This is a genomic window from Enterococcus sp. DIV1206, assembly GCF_051712485.1.
GTDB classification, from domain to species: domain Bacteria; phylum Bacillota; class Bacilli; order Lactobacillales; family Enterococcaceae; genus Enterococcus; species Enterococcus faecalis.
The window spans coordinates 2,285,843-2,302,377 of the sequence record NZ_JBIOOZ010000001.1; the positions used below are offsets into that span (position 1 = coordinate 2,285,843).

26 protein-coding genes are annotated in these 16,535 nt (G+C 37.7%); 5 read left to right on the forward strand and 21 right to left on the reverse strand.

The features are described 5' to 3' along the window. Nucleotides 1-302 precede the first annotated feature (302 nt). From IGK86_RS11310 to IGK86_RS11410, 21 genes are all read right to left on the reverse strand, one after another. Nucleotides 303-2,741, reverse strand: coding sequence for a VapE domain-containing protein (locus tag IGK86_RS11310; protein ID WP_438742476.1), 2,439 nt, complete (start codon nucleotides 2,739-2,741; stop codon nucleotides 303-305). Between the two features lie 18 nt (nucleotides 2,742-2,759). Continuing rightward, nucleotides 2,760-2,939: a hypothetical protein gene (locus tag IGK86_RS11315; protein ID WP_010815237.1), complete on the reverse strand. Its 180-nt coding sequence runs from the start codon at nucleotides 2,937-2,939 to the stop codon at nucleotides 2,760-2,762. Then, nucleotides 2,940-3,245, reverse strand: coding sequence for a hypothetical protein (locus tag IGK86_RS11320; protein WP_438742478.1), 306 nt, complete (start codon nucleotides 3,243-3,245; stop codon nucleotides 2,940-2,942). 77 nt (nucleotides 3,246-3,322) lie between these two features. Then, complete coding sequence (locus tag IGK86_RS11325) at nucleotides 3,323-3,565, reverse strand: hypothetical protein (protein ID WP_438742480.1); 243 nt, start codon at nucleotides 3,563-3,565, stop codon at nucleotides 3,323-3,325. Between the two features lie 168 nt (nucleotides 3,566-3,733). Beyond that, nucleotides 3,734-5,695 carry a DNA polymerase gene (locus tag IGK86_RS11330; RefSeq protein ID WP_438742482.1) on the reverse strand — a complete coding sequence of 654 codons (1,962 nt, stop codon included), beginning with the start codon at nucleotides 5,693-5,695 and terminating at the stop codon, nucleotides 3,734-3,736. After that, on the reverse strand, nucleotides 5,692-6,240 hold the full coding sequence (locus IGK86_RS11335; RefSeq protein ID WP_438742484.1) for a hypothetical protein: 549 nt from the start codon (nucleotides 6,238-6,240) through the stop codon (nucleotides 5,692-5,694). The genes IGK86_RS11330 and IGK86_RS11335 overlap by 4 nt, the downstream gene beginning before the upstream one ends. Beyond that, nucleotides 6,227-6,448 (reverse strand): hypothetical protein, encoded by a 222-nt coding sequence (locus IGK86_RS11340; RefSeq protein WP_438742486.1) that lies wholly within the window; start codon nucleotides 6,446-6,448, stop codon nucleotides 6,227-6,229. The genes IGK86_RS11335 and IGK86_RS11340 overlap by 14 nt, the downstream gene beginning before the upstream one ends. Further along, on the reverse strand, nucleotides 6,445-6,666 hold the full coding sequence (locus tag IGK86_RS11345; protein ID WP_438742488.1) for a hypothetical protein: 222 nt from the start codon (nucleotides 6,664-6,666) through the stop codon (nucleotides 6,445-6,447). Before IGK86_RS11345 ends, IGK86_RS11340 begins: the two co-directional genes overlap by 4 nt. Before the next feature lie 52 nt (nucleotides 6,667-6,718). Next, nucleotides 6,719-7,294, reverse strand: a complete 576-nt coding sequence (locus IGK86_RS11350; protein ID WP_174096956.1) for a DUF2815 family protein — start codon at nucleotides 7,292-7,294, stop codon at nucleotides 6,719-6,721. 26 nt (nucleotides 7,295-7,320) lie between these two features. Further along, nucleotides 7,321-7,650: a hypothetical protein gene (locus IGK86_RS11355; protein ID WP_260682200.1), complete on the reverse strand. Its 330-nt coding sequence runs from the start codon at nucleotides 7,648-7,650 to the stop codon at nucleotides 7,321-7,323. A 1-nt stretch (nucleotide 7,651) separates the two neighbouring features. Then, on the reverse strand, nucleotides 7,652-8,824 hold the full coding sequence (locus tag IGK86_RS11360; RefSeq protein WP_438742491.1) for a DUF2800 domain-containing protein: 1,173 nt from the start codon (nucleotides 8,822-8,824) through the stop codon (nucleotides 7,652-7,654). Nucleotides 8,825-8,826: 2 nt separating this feature from the next. Continuing rightward, nucleotides 8,827-9,432: a hypothetical protein gene (locus IGK86_RS11365; RefSeq protein ID WP_438742492.1), complete on the reverse strand. Its 606-nt coding sequence runs from the start codon at nucleotides 9,430-9,432 to the stop codon at nucleotides 8,827-8,829. Then, nucleotides 9,419-9,601 (reverse strand): hypothetical protein, encoded by a 183-nt coding sequence (locus IGK86_RS11370; protein ID WP_002416137.1) that lies wholly within the window; start codon nucleotides 9,599-9,601, stop codon nucleotides 9,419-9,421. The genes IGK86_RS11365 and IGK86_RS11370 overlap by 14 nt, the downstream gene beginning before the upstream one ends. Before the next feature lie 13 nt (nucleotides 9,602-9,614). Then, on the reverse strand, nucleotides 9,615-9,863 hold the full coding sequence (locus IGK86_RS11375; RefSeq protein WP_438742494.1) for a hypothetical protein: 249 nt from the start codon (nucleotides 9,861-9,863) through the stop codon (nucleotides 9,615-9,617). After that, nucleotides 9,856-10,545, reverse strand: coding sequence for a DUF1642 domain-containing protein (locus IGK86_RS11380; RefSeq protein ID WP_438742496.1), 690 nt, complete (start codon nucleotides 10,543-10,545; stop codon nucleotides 9,856-9,858). The genes IGK86_RS11375 and IGK86_RS11380 overlap by 8 nt, the downstream gene beginning before the upstream one ends. A gap of 14 nt (nucleotides 10,546-10,559) precedes the next feature. After that, nucleotides 10,560-10,841 carry a hypothetical protein gene (locus tag IGK86_RS11385; RefSeq protein WP_002399700.1) on the reverse strand — a complete coding sequence of 94 codons (282 nt, stop codon included), beginning with the start codon at nucleotides 10,839-10,841 and terminating at the stop codon, nucleotides 10,560-10,562. Nucleotides 10,842-10,935: 94 nt separating this feature from the next. Continuing rightward, complete coding sequence (locus tag IGK86_RS11390) at nucleotides 10,936-11,130, reverse strand: hypothetical protein (RefSeq protein WP_002399701.1); 195 nt, start codon at nucleotides 11,128-11,130, stop codon at nucleotides 10,936-10,938. After that, the gene (locus IGK86_RS11395; RefSeq protein ID WP_438742499.1) at nucleotides 11,131-11,313 is read right to left on the reverse strand and encodes a hypothetical protein; all 183 of its coding nucleotides are present in this window, start codon (nucleotides 11,311-11,313) and stop codon (nucleotides 11,131-11,133) included. Then, nucleotides 11,310-11,510 (reverse strand): hypothetical protein, encoded by a 201-nt coding sequence (locus IGK86_RS11400; protein ID WP_002379963.1) that lies wholly within the window; start codon nucleotides 11,508-11,510, stop codon nucleotides 11,310-11,312. The genes IGK86_RS11395 and IGK86_RS11400 overlap by 4 nt, the downstream gene beginning before the upstream one ends. A 25-nt stretch (nucleotides 11,511-11,535) precedes the next feature. Continuing rightward, nucleotides 11,536-11,853 carry a DUF771 domain-containing protein gene (locus IGK86_RS11405; RefSeq protein ID WP_025193982.1) on the reverse strand — a complete coding sequence of 106 codons (318 nt, stop codon included), beginning with the start codon at nucleotides 11,851-11,853 and terminating at the stop codon, nucleotides 11,536-11,538. A gap of 11 nt (nucleotides 11,854-11,864) precedes the next feature. Continuing rightward, nucleotides 11,865-12,047, reverse strand: a complete 183-nt coding sequence (locus tag IGK86_RS11410; protein ID WP_010815249.1) for a helix-turn-helix domain-containing protein — start codon at nucleotides 12,045-12,047, stop codon at nucleotides 11,865-11,867. Nucleotides 12,048-12,346: 299 nt separating this feature from the next. Here IGK86_RS11410 and IGK86_RS11415 point away from each other — a divergent pair, with 299 nt between their 5' ends. The 5 genes from IGK86_RS11415 (at nucleotide 12,347) to IGK86_RS11435 (ending at nucleotide 16,418) form a co-directional block, all read left to right on the forward strand. Then, nucleotides 12,347-12,766: a helix-turn-helix domain-containing protein gene (locus IGK86_RS11415; protein ID WP_010815250.1), complete on the forward strand. Its 420-nt coding sequence runs from the start codon at nucleotides 12,347-12,349 to the stop codon at nucleotides 12,764-12,766. A gap of 17 nt (nucleotides 12,767-12,783) precedes the next feature. Then, nucleotides 12,784-13,206: an ImmA/IrrE family metallo-endopeptidase gene (locus IGK86_RS11420; RefSeq protein ID WP_010815251.1), complete on the forward strand. Its 423-nt coding sequence runs from the start codon at nucleotides 12,784-12,786 to the stop codon at nucleotides 13,204-13,206. Nucleotides 13,207-13,303: 97 nt separating this feature from the next. Beyond that, nucleotides 13,304-13,939 carry a hypothetical protein gene (locus tag IGK86_RS11425; RefSeq protein WP_010815252.1) on the forward strand — a complete coding sequence of 212 codons (636 nt, stop codon included), beginning with the start codon at nucleotides 13,304-13,306 and terminating at the stop codon, nucleotides 13,937-13,939. 78 nt (nucleotides 13,940-14,017) lie between these two features. After that, the gene (locus IGK86_RS11430; protein ID WP_438742503.1) at nucleotides 14,018-15,148 is read left to right on the forward strand and encodes a tyrosine-type recombinase/integrase; all 1,131 of its coding nucleotides are present in this window, start codon (nucleotides 14,018-14,020) and stop codon (nucleotides 15,146-15,148) included. A 310-nt stretch (nucleotides 15,149-15,458) separates the two neighbouring features. Next, entirely contained in the window at nucleotides 15,459-16,418 is a 960-nt protein-coding gene (locus tag IGK86_RS11435; protein ID WP_002356498.1) for a diacylglycerol/lipid kinase family protein, read from the forward strand. The last annotated feature ends 117 nt before the right edge of the window (nucleotides 16,419-16,535 follow it).

Here is a 16,535-nt window from a genome sequence, read left to right on the forward strand (position 1 = left end):
TTAAAAATACCGTGTCACATGTAACACAAAAATTCTTCAACTTATATATATTTCCCATGTACATATATACATATATAGTGCGTATATGTATATTAATTATTTCTATATATGAATAGAAAATAGTGTTACAGGTGTTACGATTGTTCTTCATTCTTACTCTCCCAAGGTGTAATAGCGTAACACTCCCTGTAACACCAACGGGAAATAAGGTGTTACAGGTGTTACAGTAAATATTTTAGGTGTAACACTCGTAGCTTTTTTAGGTGTTACACCTAACCCCGCGTCATTACTACCTTTTTGTTTTAAGGTGTAACACGTAAATAGGCTACTTGTACTCCATACCCAGGGCCAAATCTTAAACGTCCTTTATTACCTTTGCTGTTTTTCTCCCAACCAGATAAATGGCTTAAAACTTGACGAATTTCTGCCGCTTTTGCAGGATGTATGTTTTTAGAATCACCGTTGTACAATTCATTCCAAACCTCCGCAATACATATTTTGTTTCTAACAATCTCGCCTTCTTCCTGAATATCCGTCCCCCACCCCTGAATATACTCTCGTCTTTCTTGCTTACTTCGTTTGTACCAATCTTCCGTTATTGGGATTTCCAAATATTCAAGGATTTCGCCTTCCATGCTAGAGGTTTCCGTGTGCATTTCTTGGGCTTCTAGCGCTAGTTTTTCTTGTTCGTCTGTTAAATACAAAGGTTCTCCTGCTTGCCACAACTTAACGGCTTCTGCCCATATCTGGTTGCGCGTTTCGTCAGTCATTTCCCACACCTTATTTTTAATCGGTTGAATGCCAACATCTACTGGCCAAAAACGCCGATTTCCTGTTTTATCTCTTAGAAACTCGTTGTCGTTCGTTGTTCCCCAAAAGACACAACGGCGTTTAAAATAGGACTTATGCCGACCGTAAGCAACGCGGAAAATGTCTTCTTGCTTGCTAATAAAATGCTTGGTGGCTTCAATGTCTGCTTTTTTTGTCGCTGACAATTCGCCCATTTCCATGATCCAAACACCTTGCAACGCTTCGTAAGAGTCTTTCCCCGTCACACCTTCTAAGCTGTTAGAAAACCAGTCTCCCGCCAATTTTGCAGGCAATAGTGTTTTTCCTATTCCTTGCGGACCGCTAGTCACTAGCATGTAGTCAAACTTAATCCCTGGCACAAAAATACGCCCTACGGCAGCTGTAAGAAATTTTTTCGTAACTACTCGATTGAACGGTGTATCTTCTGCACCTAAGTAGTCTATTAGCAAAGTTTCTACGCGAGGCACTCCGTCCCAGTGCAAGCTCTCTAGGTATTCTTTTACAGGGTCATACGAGTTTCTTTCAATTTCTTGGACTAGCGCATCATCGATTTTGCCACGATTCACAATACCGTAAATTTTTTCGATGTATACACGTAACCCCGCATCGTCGCTGTCCTTCCACATCTTGTTTCGGTCTAATTTTCGCCAAGGTAGATTTTCTTTCACCTCAATACGATTAGAAAAACTGTTCATAAAAATTTTCTTTTTGAGGTTCGGGTCGTTCAGCATAATGACTTCTAAATTTTTCGCGGAAGCCATAATCTGACCGTATTCATCAATTTCGAGGTCCAATTTTGTAAACCAGTCTTTGTCGTCCTCTTCCAAGTCATCTAATTCGCCGTCAAAGTCTTCTAGTGCTTGTGACAGCTTTTCACTCTGAATCAAGGTCTTAACTTGCTTGTCTTCCATTGCGAACTCTCGCATCGCTTTAAACGATGGATAACGGTCAATCCGAGTCGTCGGTTTGACATCCTCATCTAAATCGCCAAACAAATGAATGCGGACAAGGTCAAACGCGTTCACCAGTTGATCGCCTACAGGATCCGTACCGTGGTGAGAATAAGCGAACTTATCATCATAAATCACTAACCCACCACTAGTAGAACCTTCTAAAAATGTCCAACGGTCTTCTCTTCCTGTTGGTCCGTAGATGTCAGGTAAAAAGGTTTCAATCGCTGAAATGATGTCATACGTGCGACAAAACGCCCCGACAATCCCTTTTTTCTCTAAAGGATCTCCTGCTTTTTTTGCTTGTCTTTCACGAATTGAATGCCCTCGTGAACTTTCTGGCCAAAAACTTGCATCTCGCCAGTCTTCGTATTGGCTTAGAATTTCGTCAGGAGCGACCCACGGCAAATCGATGTTATCGGTGAAATATTCCCCGTCTATCGAATGACTGGGCCAATACATCAAACGTTCTGCCTGATAGGTCGTATCATCGAAGTTATCCATGCCGAAAAACTCCGCAAGCTTTCTCGCTAGGGGCTCATACTCTTCGGCGGTCACTGGGCGACTTAACGGAATAATCAAGCGATAACGCGGACCTTTCACTAAATGGCTGTGTGTCGTGTAGACAGCTGCGGCATGGTCAAATAACAGCTGTATATCGTCCCAAAAGTCTAACGTCGTGCTGTCGGCATCTAACGTAACAAGGCTACGCTGTTGCGTGTTTCCTCTTTTCCGTCGTCCTTCTTTTAACCAACCACCAATAAACGCTCCAACGTCTTTGACCTCGCCCTGCTTAGACTTCGGCATTTTTTTGTAGTCTTCGACAGTCTCTTGTGTCACTGTCGGAGTCTTTAGCCGTTGAATAAAATCAGACCAAGACATCTGCCGATTTTTCCATTTTTTCTCGGTTTTTGAAGCACCAACTGCAAGATGGATTTCACCATCATAGGCTAATTTGATGTTTTTTTCTGGCTGTTCCATCTTTCCGCTTCCTTTCTTTTATTGTTTAAGGATGAAACCTAAACAGTCAAGCCATCCTTTTTGATAATCACTTGTGGGTAATTCCCGCTCATAATTAAGCGAAGCGCTTATCGCTTTCAGGTATTTACGAATGCCAACAAAATAGCCTAACAAAAAACAAATCGCAAAGCTTGCTAGTATAAGTATGTTGTTTTCCATTTATTCGTCATCCTTTACATATTCGTATTCATGAATTAGATCAGTTAACCAGCTATAATCTAGCTCTTGCTCTTCGTCAAACTCCTGTTCGTTAACATAGGCGGCAAAATCTACGACATTTTCGATACGTACCTCATCATAAAAACCCCAACTCCAATAAAAAGCTTCGATGCGAACGAGCTCGCCGTTGTCTTTTTCAAAAACAAAAACGGGCTCATTAACCATTGCAACTCTCATACAAAATTCACACGTGCCTACTTCTTCTTCGTGAGGGTTAGTTTCAACATCAACTAGTTTTAGTTTCATTTTCTCTCGCTCCTTTTTCTAACAACTCTCTGATTCTTTCTTCCGTTAAACAAATGTTTTCATCGTTATAATAATCGCTAAACTTGAAACTCATTTTTAATCAACCTTTCTTCGGTCTGCGATATATCTTCAAAGGTTATACACTCAATAGCCTTGATAGGAATAAGCGACATTGATGGTAGATTACCTATTGAAATCCATTCACTCTTATCATCTAAAAGCCCATCCAGCCAACGCTCTATTGTTTCTTGATCTATATCCAATTCAAGGTAAGAAATAACTTTGCCGCTTCTCAAATGTATACTTATTTTAATTTCCATCTATTCTTCCTCCTCACTTAATACGACCGCATTTTTTACATTTTAAATATCCGTGACTGTTGTATATTCCATAAGTACCTTTTTGCCTATAGTCATGTACACAGAACGTTTCTTTAACTACCTGTCTTAACCACAAAATAAAGTCTCCTATCATTCCGCTTCCTCCGTCTAATCTTTCATATAATATTTCGTTTCAAATCCTTCGGCATTCAACGGTAAGCCTTCTGCCCAATCAGGAACTATAGACATGATTTCGTTCATTTCTTCAATGGACTTTTCACCATCTGGCACTTCGGCTACTGCCTCATCGTGCACGTGAAAAACGATAGGGTATCCTGCTTTTTCTAAACGGACCATCGCTTCTGCTAAAACATCTCTTGCCGTTCCTTGGACAATGTTTTCCACCAATTTACCGCCGTAAGTTTGCTGTTCCGTGAAAGCGACTTTATCGCCTTGCCCTTCATAAAAAATAGCAGGACCGTAGTCACCTTCTTTTAAATGCGCTTTTGCATACGCTAGTTTTCGTCCGCTTGGTAGCTGAATAAACAAGAATCCTGCTTTTTTGTAGAACTTCAACCCTCGAGGGCCTTTTTTGATTCCGCCGTTTTGCAGGCAGTCAATCACAGCTTTTTGGGTTTCATGCCAAAAATTCTTAATGCGTTTATTGGCTGTACGCCAGCGGTCCACAATGTCTTGTAATTCGTGTTCTTCAATACCATTTTCTAATGCGCCCATCGCTTTAAGCGCCCCTGGTCCGCCTTGGTAACCAAGCGCCAATGTCGCCACTTTTCCACGTTGGCGCATGTCTTTGCCTTCGTGACTTTTCCAGTCGTAGTCTGCTACTTCGCCTAAATGGAACATCTGCGCCGCTGTTGCTTCGTAAATTTTGCCGTGTGTGCGGAATACTTCTAGCACCCAATCTTGTTTGGCGTACCAAGCAATCACTCGAGCTTCGATAGCTGAAAAGTCAGACACAATGAAACGGTGCCCTTCTTTGGCCACTAACCCTGTTCGGATAAGTTGTTTCAACGTGTCTGGTACATCTTCATACATTAGTTCGATGCCTTCGACATCTTTTGCTTTTACAAGCTGACGGGCAAAATCAATTTCACCTAAATAGTTTCTAGGCAAGTTCTGTACTTGTAATAATCGCCCCGCCCACCTTCCTGTGCGGTTGGCACCGTAAAATTGTAAAATGCCATGAATGCGATTATCTGAACAACGTGCATTATCCATCATCAAATATTTTTTTGTACTTGAATTGGATAAGCTAAGGCGCAATTTTAGTACTTCCGCCACGTTATCAGGCAAGTTTCCTAATGATAAAGCCTTTAACACAACCTCTTTTCCTAACTTCTCGAAAGGCGTTCCCTGTTCTTCTAGCCACTTTTTCAGTTGCGCTAAGCTGTTAGGATTTTCTAATCCTGTTAATTCCTTCATTTCGTTTAATCCCGCTTCACTTAAATCGGCCATAATGTCAATAGCGGCAGTTGCTAACTCGTGGTCAATTTCTGCCCCTCGGTCATTAATTCGTTGATCCAGTGTGTAAAGCTTCCACTCACTTTCGGGGACAGGGAAGCGATTCAACTTATTCGCGATAGCCATTTCGACATTGACGTCTTGAATACAATACTCTATAAACGTTTGCCATTTTTCGGGAGCGTGTTCAGGTAAATTTCTTGTGCGCATACCGTTTTTCTTTGTTGGCTTACATGGTTTAGAAAAAAAGTTAATCAGTTGCGTACCTCTCGTATCTTTTTGCTGTTCGATGTTTAAATATTTCGCACACTGACCTAACGAGGCAGGCAACCCTAATTCGTTTGCGTGAACCATCGTACAGTGCCATTGTGCAGGGTCTAGGTAGTACGGAACACCTAAATACTTAGACAAACAAACGCGCTCAAATTGGGCATTAAATGCAATTTTAAGCACGTTCTTATCTGTTAGCGCAGTCACTATCTCGTCAGGTATTTCGCTAATTGTTAAGTCCTCACATTCAACGGGCTGCCCATCAACTGAATAAGCAAAAAGTAAAATTTCAAAGTTGGGGCTATCAGCGTATTTATAAACCCCAACTTTGGTTAAGTCTTCATCCGAATACGTTTCAATATCAATATTTAATGTTTTCATTTGCTATCAGCCGTTTCAGATGGTAACCGCAATTTACTTTTATCAACGGCAATCATGGGAAGCTGCGCTTCTTCCTCTTTAAAAACATCAACATTGAATCCTAGTTCTTCAAGATAAGCCACCCCTTGTTTAGCAGGCACTCTTTCTACATTTGCAACAATCGCATTGTACGTTTCTCTTACCTCTCGGATTTCTTGATCGTAAACAGCTTCTACTTTCGCAAGCCCTTTTATTGAATCGTACCGAAGTTTGTCAAGAAACCATTTCTTATAGGTTTCAAAATCTCTAGCATCCGTATCACGATAAAAGCTCCACATTTCCAAACTGTTTTCTTCTAACAAATCGACAAGTTCATTTTTTAAGTTTTGGCGAATCTTGAGTGAGCTGAAATATCTACGTAATTTCTCAAATTCGGGATCAATTTTCAGCCACTCCGATTCAATATGTGCACGAATAGCCTTCGTCTTTTTTACTCTTATTTCTTTTTCCACTGAATTTTTTAAGGTATCCACATAGTTTCTTAAACGCGCTTTAGTTGGTTTCATTTTTTCCTACCTCCTGATCTTCTACTGGTGTATATTCTTGTTTGATATAAAAATTAATATTTTTAAGGTCTTCAAGACTAAATTCTCCATTTGCAACATTATCCAAACAGCCACAGTTTTCAAAATACAGATTTTCTACTTCACCATTTTCAATTAGTTCAAAAACATCGTGTAATTCGATCGGTAAATAAATTGGCCGTTTACTCATTTTGTAACCTCCTCAAAATCCATAGGTTGAACTTCAATGTTAGATAATAAAGCTTCGGTTATTTTTCTGGGTGATACTTTGTGCTTATTGGCTAAATATTCAACAATCATTGCTGCGCACACCATATTTTCCGCATCGTCTGCATCCACCCAAGATTGTATAAAATTAGTTCCGTCTCTCTCCACCCATCTGAAACCTGCAACTACTCTCTTACTCATTTCAATTTCTCCTTTCAAAAGAAAAGGGGCATTTTAGCCCCTTATTCAATTTTTAGCTAAACATGTCGTCTTCTTCGTCTTCCCATTCTAAATCACCAAAATCGGATTCAGCATTGGCGCGACCACCTAAGAAGTCCCCTTTACATAACGTTAAAATGTTGTTTAGCCCAGCGGTAACCCCTTTGTTTCCTGCGGTACTGTAAGCATAAAAGTTAATAGAAACATTCGCATAAACACCTGAATAAACTTCGTCTGGATCGTCTGTTTTTACAAGCACGCCATCTTCGCGTTTTACAACTTGTGGTTTCGTTTTACTTGATACATTAATAAACATTGCGTTTTCAAATTCTGGGCGTTCTTCGGTATCCATTTCTTCATCGCCATCGCGTAAGGTTGTTTTTAAACGGTCAAATTTAACGCCTTTTAATTTGTCCCCTTTTGCGCCTTCATAGGCGGTTTTGATTGCTTCTTTCATCGCTTTAAGTGTTTCTTTATCGTCTTTTGGAATAATCAACATGCAAGAATATTTTTTCTCTTGTCCTTCTTCCATTGCGTGAGGTTCTAACACATGCACAAAACTTAATCTCACTTGATTTGTAATTACTTTCGTTCCAGTTACTTTTGCCATTTTAAATTCCTACTTTCTTATATTTTTTAGTTGAATAATTCGTCTTCTTCTAAATCATCTAACGAATTAGAAGCTTGTTCTGTAAAATACTGTTTAATGTCCGAGATGATTTGTTCTTTCATCTCTAAAATAGATTCTTTATAGGTTTTTAGGTTCATTGTCCACGTTTCATCTACAAGCAATGAGTTAGTAACTAACGACGATAACGCCGCTTCAATCGTGTTAAAATATCCTTTAAATAACACTTTATTCTCACTGAATACATAAAGCCCAACATTGCGTGTATCTTCTCTTGTGATGTAATAACCTTTCCCGCTAAAAATCACAGGCTTTTCTTTACATGCTTTTTGAGGCATTTTACTCAACCCCTTCAAAATCATTAAGCGCATTTTCTACGCTGTTTAACGCTGGTCGCTTGTCACTTTCAGGAACAAGGACAGGCTTTCCTTCTGGTTTGATAATGAAGTCTGCAGCTAATTCCGCAAATTTTTTCTTGCCAACAACTTTTTCTAGTTGCCCAATGGCTTTCAGTTCCTGCGGTTTTAAAATGTCTTCATCTTCAAACCCTTCGGCTTCTAAAACCATCAGCAACCCTTCATTATCTGAAATTTTTCGATTACTTCGTCCAGCAACTACTTTCCAACCAGGGAACTCTTCGCCTTCGTCACGTGCTTTCTGTAAAGCGTAGGTTTCCACATGTTCCAACCATTTCTTAATTTCTGGTGCACGTTCTAAAATTTCAGCAATTTCTTCATTGGTTAAAAGCGGTGCTTCTTTCAGCTCGTGCTTGTCAATCAGCTGAAAATTTCTCTCCGCACGCGGTCTTAGTTGGGCACGAACTTTTGAAAACTTCACAACGTCGTCTGTAATCGTCCACTCTCCTGTACCTTCCCAAGCCTGCACTGCTCGAGGTGCCACGTAATTATCTGCCCAATAAAGCAACTCTTCTTTTTCAATTTCAAAGGTTGAAATATTGTCTAAACGAGGTTGAATAATCGTCATTCGTACGGTTTCAAATTCGTAAATGATGTCGTACTTATCCACCGCGCCAAGCGCGTATAACATCAGTTGAGGGTTTAAATACGCATCAACAGGAACACCTTTGCCGTATTTCAAGTCGATAATTTCAATCGTCTTATCTGATAAGACAACCACGTCCGAAGTTCCAAATCCTTCTGGGACCCATTTTGAAAAATCTACTTTTTGTTCTAATTCGACTGTGGCATTTTCGTATTGATTGACACGTTCTTCTACTAAATCGCAATAAGCAGCGACGTATTCTTTCATAGATTCATCACAATACGGATGGTCTTGTTCAAAAAATTTCAATCGAGAATTAACCGCTCTAGCGGTTAATAGCTTAAACCGCTTCGCCAAATACAACTCTGCTAATTCATGCGCAGTTGTTCCCTCCTCCGCATAAGAGCTGCCGCGATCTTTTACTTTTTCTTCTAGTCGTGCCAAAGGTGGGCATATTAGCCACCGATGCGCACTACTCGCCCCTAACAAGGCATGACTTCCTACTGGCATGCTTATTCACCTACCAGCGTTTCTAAGTCAGTGATAAATTTACCGTAATGTTCTTCTTTCAAGTCTGAAAGTTTTTCTGCGTTGTAACGGCCAAAGCACATTTTAATCCGATCACGATTGCCGTTTGCCATTGCTTTTTTCATTGCTGCTTGCACATCTGCTTTTGTGGCCCCTGGGTGTAAATCGGCTGTTGCTGATACTTCTTCTGTTTCTGAATCAGTAGGCGCGACTTTCTCCCCAGTTTTCGATGGTTCGGTGTCTGAGGTTGAGGCCGTAGAAACTTCTTCTTTCTTCTTCGCAGTTGCTTTTTTCTTTTTTGCAGGTTCTTTCTTCGCTGCTTTTTCCTTATTTATGAATTCCTCATACTGTTCTTTTGTACGAGGATCAAAACAATCTTTTTCTAAAAATTCTAATGATTCCCCTTTTTCAACTTTGATAAATTCGCCCGAAGCATCATGCTCAAAGTACATCGTTTCAGTTGCAATATTTTCAGTTGGTACATATAAAGATTGCGTTACTTCTACAACGCTTCCCGTTGCTAATTGAGATAAAATTTCTTTCATTTCTGTTGCTGAATCTGCTTCAATTGCTAAGTTAATTTTTGGCATTTTTTATTCCTCCAGTTGTTTTTAATCGGTTAATGTCTTCATCTGTTACATTGAAAATCGCTTTAAAATTTGCGTGATAATGCAACGGTGGATCTACGTTACGTTTTTCATAAACTTTTATCAGCTTCACAGGAAGTAGCATTCTTTTTGCTAATTCTTCTTGTGACATGCCCGCTTTTCGCCTAATTTTCTTGTACGGTGATAACATGAGTTGCTACACTTCCTATCTGAGCCAGTTCTAGAGTTAGGCACTCCCACGCTTCAAATGCTTGGATTCCCTGTTTTCTAAGGCAATTAACAAGTGTTGTTTTTCCCGTAGGCCCCTGCGAACCTGTCACAATGATTGGTTTTCCCCATTTATATGCTTTTAATATCTGCTCTTTTTGCTTCGATGTTAAAAAGTCAGGAAGGATTATCTTTCTATTACTCATCAACTTGCACCGCCAATTTCCGATAAAATTCAGGTACTTTTTCTTTTAGTTCTGTTTCTGTGAAACGTTGTTTTAGCCAAGTATGTTTTCTACTAGCAAACCATTTTTTATCTTTATAGCTTAGATACTGAACTTCACCATCCGTTGTTTTTAAACAAGACAAAGGAATTTCATACATCGGTTCTTCTTTCACTGTGTAACCATCAAGAATCGCACGTGTATGCAGTTCTTTGTTTTCATGTACTTCGTTCGTCCACTTGGAGCCTTCCGAAGTAAACAACAGTTCATTTGTAATAGGATCTTCCAACCAGTGACCCCATCCCATCTTATTAATTTGCCAAATACACCAGTTCTTATAAGAATCGTTATATAATTCTTTGACCTTCTGTACCCACTCATCAAATTCTTTTGAGACTTCAATTTTCTCTTTTGAAGCAACTGCTGGCCATTCAATCAAACTTACACCGTCAATTTCGATAATTAGTTTAGATGTATGAGTATCCATATACTTTAATTTCTTTTTCTTTCCGTCTACCTCTATAACTGTTGCCGCTTCAAGTTTATGAAAAATATCAAATTCCGTTGGCTTGTCGCCGGTAGTCCATCTACACCCTAACGTTTCCAAAATAGCCATTAAACTATCGTATGCTTCTTGCGTTTTTACGTGATAATAGTTTTTCATTTGCGTTTCTCCCCCTAAACCTTTGACAACTTAATCGTTGTTTGTACTTCGTAAACTTGACCACCCAATTGTTCTGCTACAAAATTGGCGTACTCTAGTCCGTTAGAGCTAACAACTTGAACAGTTCTTCTGTCGTATCGTTCATTTTTTACAGTTGTAACAGGTTCATCTTCGTAAAAACGTTTTGCCTCGTTTACGTCACTGGTAAACCCAAAGCCTAGGTACTCACGGCTATTCCCTTGATAACTTCTTTTGATATAAAGTTTTCCAATTTTAATGACAAATTCTTTTTCCATGTGTTACACTTCCTTTGTATAGAATATTTATTTAATGGCTTACTTCGTTGGCGGACGAGGTAGGCTCTTTTTGTTTCAATACAGCAATCATCAACTAACACCCCACTTCGTTGAGCATTTTTTGATAAGCAACTTCGTAACGTTCTAACTCTGCTTGAAAATGCTTTAGCGTGCGGAGGTCCTGCATTGTCGGATGCTTTGCACTTTCGTGACGTACTGCATCTCTTAACGTTTCAATCTTTTCTCGTACTGCTTCGCGTACTAAAAAAGCTTCATTAGCTGTTAACATTTATTTCACCTCTTTTTGATATTTCACTTCGTCGTGATGTACCCACAACAACGCAGCCACAGGTCCGCAAATTAGTAACAGAATATTTAAACTTGTACTTTCCCTTGCGATAATTCCAAAAAGAAATGCGGCAAATAAGGTCAACGCCAAACGAGATTGATAAACTTTTTTCAATGCTTTCACCTCCCTAATACCATCACAGAACCGTTAAAATTTCGAATTGCTTTTGCTTCTGGTAACCGTTCATCGCCGCCGACAATTTCATTCGTTCGATGGTTATACACTCGTTTTTGCCCTTTAAACAACACAACTGAAATGTTGTCATAGGTGCTACAAGTCTCTTGCACTTTTAAATCTTCGCCTTTGTAGCAAATAATCATTTTGAAAAACCTCCTTAAGTAGTTATTAATAATCAGGTAATTCGATATATAGCCGTTTTAAAAACGGTCTAATGCGTTCAGCATCAAACAGCCATTGTGCATTTACACTATCACTTTCTTTTTTAGCTAGCTTATTCTTTTTTACATATGGATCATCAACAATGTTTTGCATAATCCACGCCCGTTTATGTCGAGTGATTTTTTCCATATCTGACATTGTGTACCATTCAGGCTGTAAAAATTTTCTACAATAGTGTTCAACATATTCTTTTAGATGTTTATCAAGATATTGATTATCCACTTGTACGTTAACCTGTACTGGCACTTCGGGTTGCGAAAACATAGTTACACCCCCTATCTAATTTTGTAGTAAGAAATAATATCGGTCATTTGCTTCAAGTGTTTTTCTGGATTGTTTAGAATTTTTCGCAAATACTGTTCTGTGATTCCTAAAGCAGTTGCTACATCAGGAATCTCCCATTGATTTTTTTCAAAGTGATCCAAAATTTTTTGACGTGTTTCTTCGGCCTTCGCCATAGTTGCAAACCTCCTTTTTCTAAATTAGTAAACAAGTTTATCAACTATTTTCTAAATTCAGTTGACACAAATAGAGTTTTATTCTATAATCAAAGCGTAATTAAATAAGACATTAAAACATTGATTTATAAGCTTTCTTGGCGGTTAGCATTTATTTATCAATAGCGTTTTTTGTTGTCTTTTTAGTTGATTAACTTGTTTACGAAATAAAGTATAGAGCTTTAACTCTAATTTGTCAACCGAAAATAGAGTTTTTTTCTAAACTTTTTTTGTAAGCATTCAGAAAGGTTGTCAAATCAATGAATACTTATGAAATAATAAAAGAATTGGCAAAAAGAAAAAAGATGTCCATTCGACAATTAGAAATTACTCTAGGCTACTCAAATGGTTATTTTAGCAAATGGAAAAAGGTTTCCCCGAACTCAGAAGGCCTACAAAAAGTAGCAGACTATTTTGATGTATCTGTAGATTATCTCTTGGGACGTACAGAAAAAAAGAAATACTACGATTTAACTGATAAAGATGAACGTAGTATACAAAAACAATTACAATCATTAATAGATGATTTATCTAACGATGGCGCTTTGGCCTTTTCAAAAGAAGATGGGGAAATGAGCGAAGAAACAAAAGAGGCGTTAATCAGTTCCCTTGAAAATGCTCTTAGAATTTCAAAAATAGAAGCGAAGAAAAAATACACGCCTAAAAAGTACCGTAGCTAAAAGGAGCTGTGTTCTTTATGTATTTACCACAAATTGATGAAAAGATTAATAAACTGGTTAAATTATATCAAACACGCGATCCTTACAGACTTGCAAAAGAGTTAAAAATACTAATTTTAGAAGAACCTTTAGGTGAAATATACGGTTATTATAGTATGTTTAACCAAATAAAAATAATTCATATAAATTCAGAATTAAGCGATACCGAAAAGCGTGTAACTTGTAGTCATGAACTAGGGCACTGTATCTTCCACCCTAAAGAAAATACACCTAAGCTCTCTAAAAACACGCTTGTTTCTGAATTAAAGATTGAAAAAGAAGCAAACTATTTTGCTACCCATCTAATTTTAGACCCTACGACAGAAGGGTTTGAATACATGACAAAATATGAAAAACTTATCTGCTTTGGATTACCAAATGAGTTTGACAGATTCTTGTGAATAATAATACAATGATTGTTATGTTGCGTAATAAAAAACACTATCTAGATAGATTGGTGTTTTGAAAATAAATATTTTTAGAAATGAGGATTATTACATGAAGAAACTTTCACTTACATTTTTAGGAATTATTTTTCTTTCAGCTTTTATCTCAGGATGCAGCACAGCTTCTGACCAAACGTCAGAAAGAAGTTCCGAAGCCAAAACTTCAAGCTCCCAAACCGATATTACTGAGCCATCAAATGAGTTATCAGTAACTTCAGAAACTGCCAATAATACAGAGCCATTACAAACCAACTCATCCAATAGCAATATTGATAGTTCAGCCTACTCTTCCACTTCAAACGAAAATGAGTTTGAAGCCAATGCAAAAAAATACCCTGCTGATTCTGTAGCTACTTTTGAAGGTGCTAAATTTTCAGGCATGAAATATCTATATTCAGGCAAAGTGTTAACAAAAGTAACTGCAAATTCTGTTAGTAATTTGATTTCAACTTCATATTTAGTTGAAAATGATCGCGGTTATAGAATGTTAGTTACACCTCCCTATGAAGTAGAAATACCTGACGGAGTAACTTTAGAAGTAAAAGGTACTCTAAACGGAAACGTCTACGATTTAGAAAGCGCTAGTCTAAGTGGAATTAATAAAAAAGCTGGGTTAATTAATGGGAGTACAATAATTATTAACGGCAAAACCTTAGGGATTGATTATTTTTCTCCAAGTGATTTGTAGCATTTTTTAAGCCTTCGGGCTTTTCTTAAAAAGCAAAAAACGAACGTAAGTTCTTTAAGAAAGTGAGGTAACTAAATTATGGCAAGTATTAAACAACAACCTAACGGAAAATGGCGCTATCGCATTCGATACAAAGAAAATGGAAAATTTAGAGAGGTTTCAAAAAGTGGTTTTAGAACTAAAAGAGATGCACAAGCTGCAGCAAACGAGCTAGAAAGAAAGCTAAATTCAGGACTAGTTGTACAACACAACAAGGATATTTTAGTTCAGGAATATTTGAATAGTTGGATAAAACTAAAAGAAAAACAAGTAAAAAAATCAACCTCGGCAAAATTAAATAGAGCAATTCGTTTACACATTCTACCCAAATTTGCTTATTATAAAATAACAGAAATTCGTCGTATAGATTGCATAAATTGGGTAAACGAGATGTGTTCTCATCTATCGATTGAATCAGCTAAATCCTATTGTTCAACTTTTAATAGTGCTTTAGAGGATGCAGTTAACGACTTTAAATTAATAGATTCTAACCCTATGAAAAATATTAAATATCCTAAAACAGAAAAGAGAAAAACAGCAATTCAGTTCTTTGAAAAAAGAGAGTTACAAACTCTTTTAGTCACTGCTGAATCTTATAAAGGGACAAAGCCTTTCATTAACTATCAATATTATGTACTTACTTTTTTACTTGCTCGAACTGGATTAAGGCTAGGTGAAGCGTTAGCGTTAAAATGGGAAGATGTCACAGAAGATAAACTCACAGTGAGCAAAACTCTATACCGTGAAAACAATCAAAATTTTATTACCACACCCAAAACCATATCAAGCTATCGAACAATTATGCTTGATAAAAAATGTATCGAACTCTTGAAAAGCTTTAAAATAAAGAAAATTGAACACTCTTTAAAATCAAACGCTTTCATATTGAATAAAGAGTTTTTATTCACAGATTCAAAAGGTGACTTCTTAAAACAGTGTAATTACAGAACGTATTTTACGACAATATGTACATTAGCAGATATTTCTAAATTATCCCCGCACGCACTAAGACATTCGCATGCTGTGCATCTTTTAGAAAGTGGTTCTGATATAAAATTTGTTTCAGAACGCTTAGGCCATCACACAATCAATATGACCGCAAACGTTTATCTACATGTATCTAAAAAAATGGAAACAGATTCCATTTCAAGATACGAAAATTTTTTATAATTTTTTTGTGGCAAATTTGTGGCAAGTAATTTAAAACATCGATACAAACCTTTATTTATAAAGGTTTTCAACGATTTACGCTATTCGGTTGATGAACCTTGGTTACAATTGCAACAGTTCACATTCTAATATGGAAAGTCAAAATAGTCAATGAAAGCCCTGTTTTACTTTGCACTTATTTGCAGTTTTCACCTCTCATGCATTGTTTCGTGCCTTTTTCTAGTCATTTTTTACTTTTTTAAGCAATCTTTATTCGCAGAAGTTCCTCCCTCTGGTATAATGGACAATAGCGATTCAAAGGAGGAGCTCAATGAACATTCACTACTATCTTATTATCAACGAGCAGGCAAGTAGCGGCAATGGCCGAAAAGTCGCTAGAAAAGTGATTCAACAACTCAAGCAACAAGAACTTAAATATACGGCTCTTTACACTGATTACGCTGGACATGAAAAAGAATTGACGAAGGAACTTGCAGAAACAACTTTACTTCCTTGGTCTGAAGACTTAGACGTTTCAACTTTTCCAATCCTAGTCGTGCTAGGCGGCGATGGCACACTACATAATGTCATTAATTCATTACTTCCATATGATTCAGCTATTCCTTTAAGCTATATTCCATGCGGCTCTGGAAATGATTTTGCACGAGGGGTGGGATTATCAAGGAATATTGATAAAGCATTGCATCAAATCCTGCGCACCAGACGACCAAAAGAAATTCAAACGATTCATTATGTAGAAGCCAACCAAGAAGAAATCGGCTTAGCCACCAATAATGTTGGCTTAGGGTTAGATGCGGCAATCGTGGAAAAAACCAACGAATCGTCATCAAAAAAAGCCTTAAATAAATTTAAGCTTGGCTCGCTTTCCTATATTTCTTCAATCATTCATGTCTTTTTTAAACAAAAAGGCTTTCCAATTTTAGTTGAAATGAATGGTAAACAATACACATTTAATCGTGCTTTCCTATGTACGGTCACAAATCATCCTTATTTTGGCGGGGGCGTATCAATTATGCCGACGGCCAATCCTCGCAAAGCAGTCGTGGACTTAGTTGTCGTGGAACGAATCAATATTTTTAAAATTTTGTGGCTTATTTTCCTATTGCTTCGCCAAAAACAAGGGAAATCTAAGCATTTTCATCATTTTCAATCAAGCAAAATTCGAATTGTTTCGACGATTCCACAAACCATTCACGCAGATGGCGAGATTTTAGGCAAACGAAGTATTGATATGGTTTATACCACACAAAAACGTTTGTTTTGGTTTTAACTGAGTCCCTTAAGGTTGAAAAAGAGCCTGGGACAAAAATCACTTTGGATTTTTGTCCCAGGCTTAAAAATTGATAAACAGCGGGAACAGAAGCAACTCCTTCGGAAATAAGCCGAA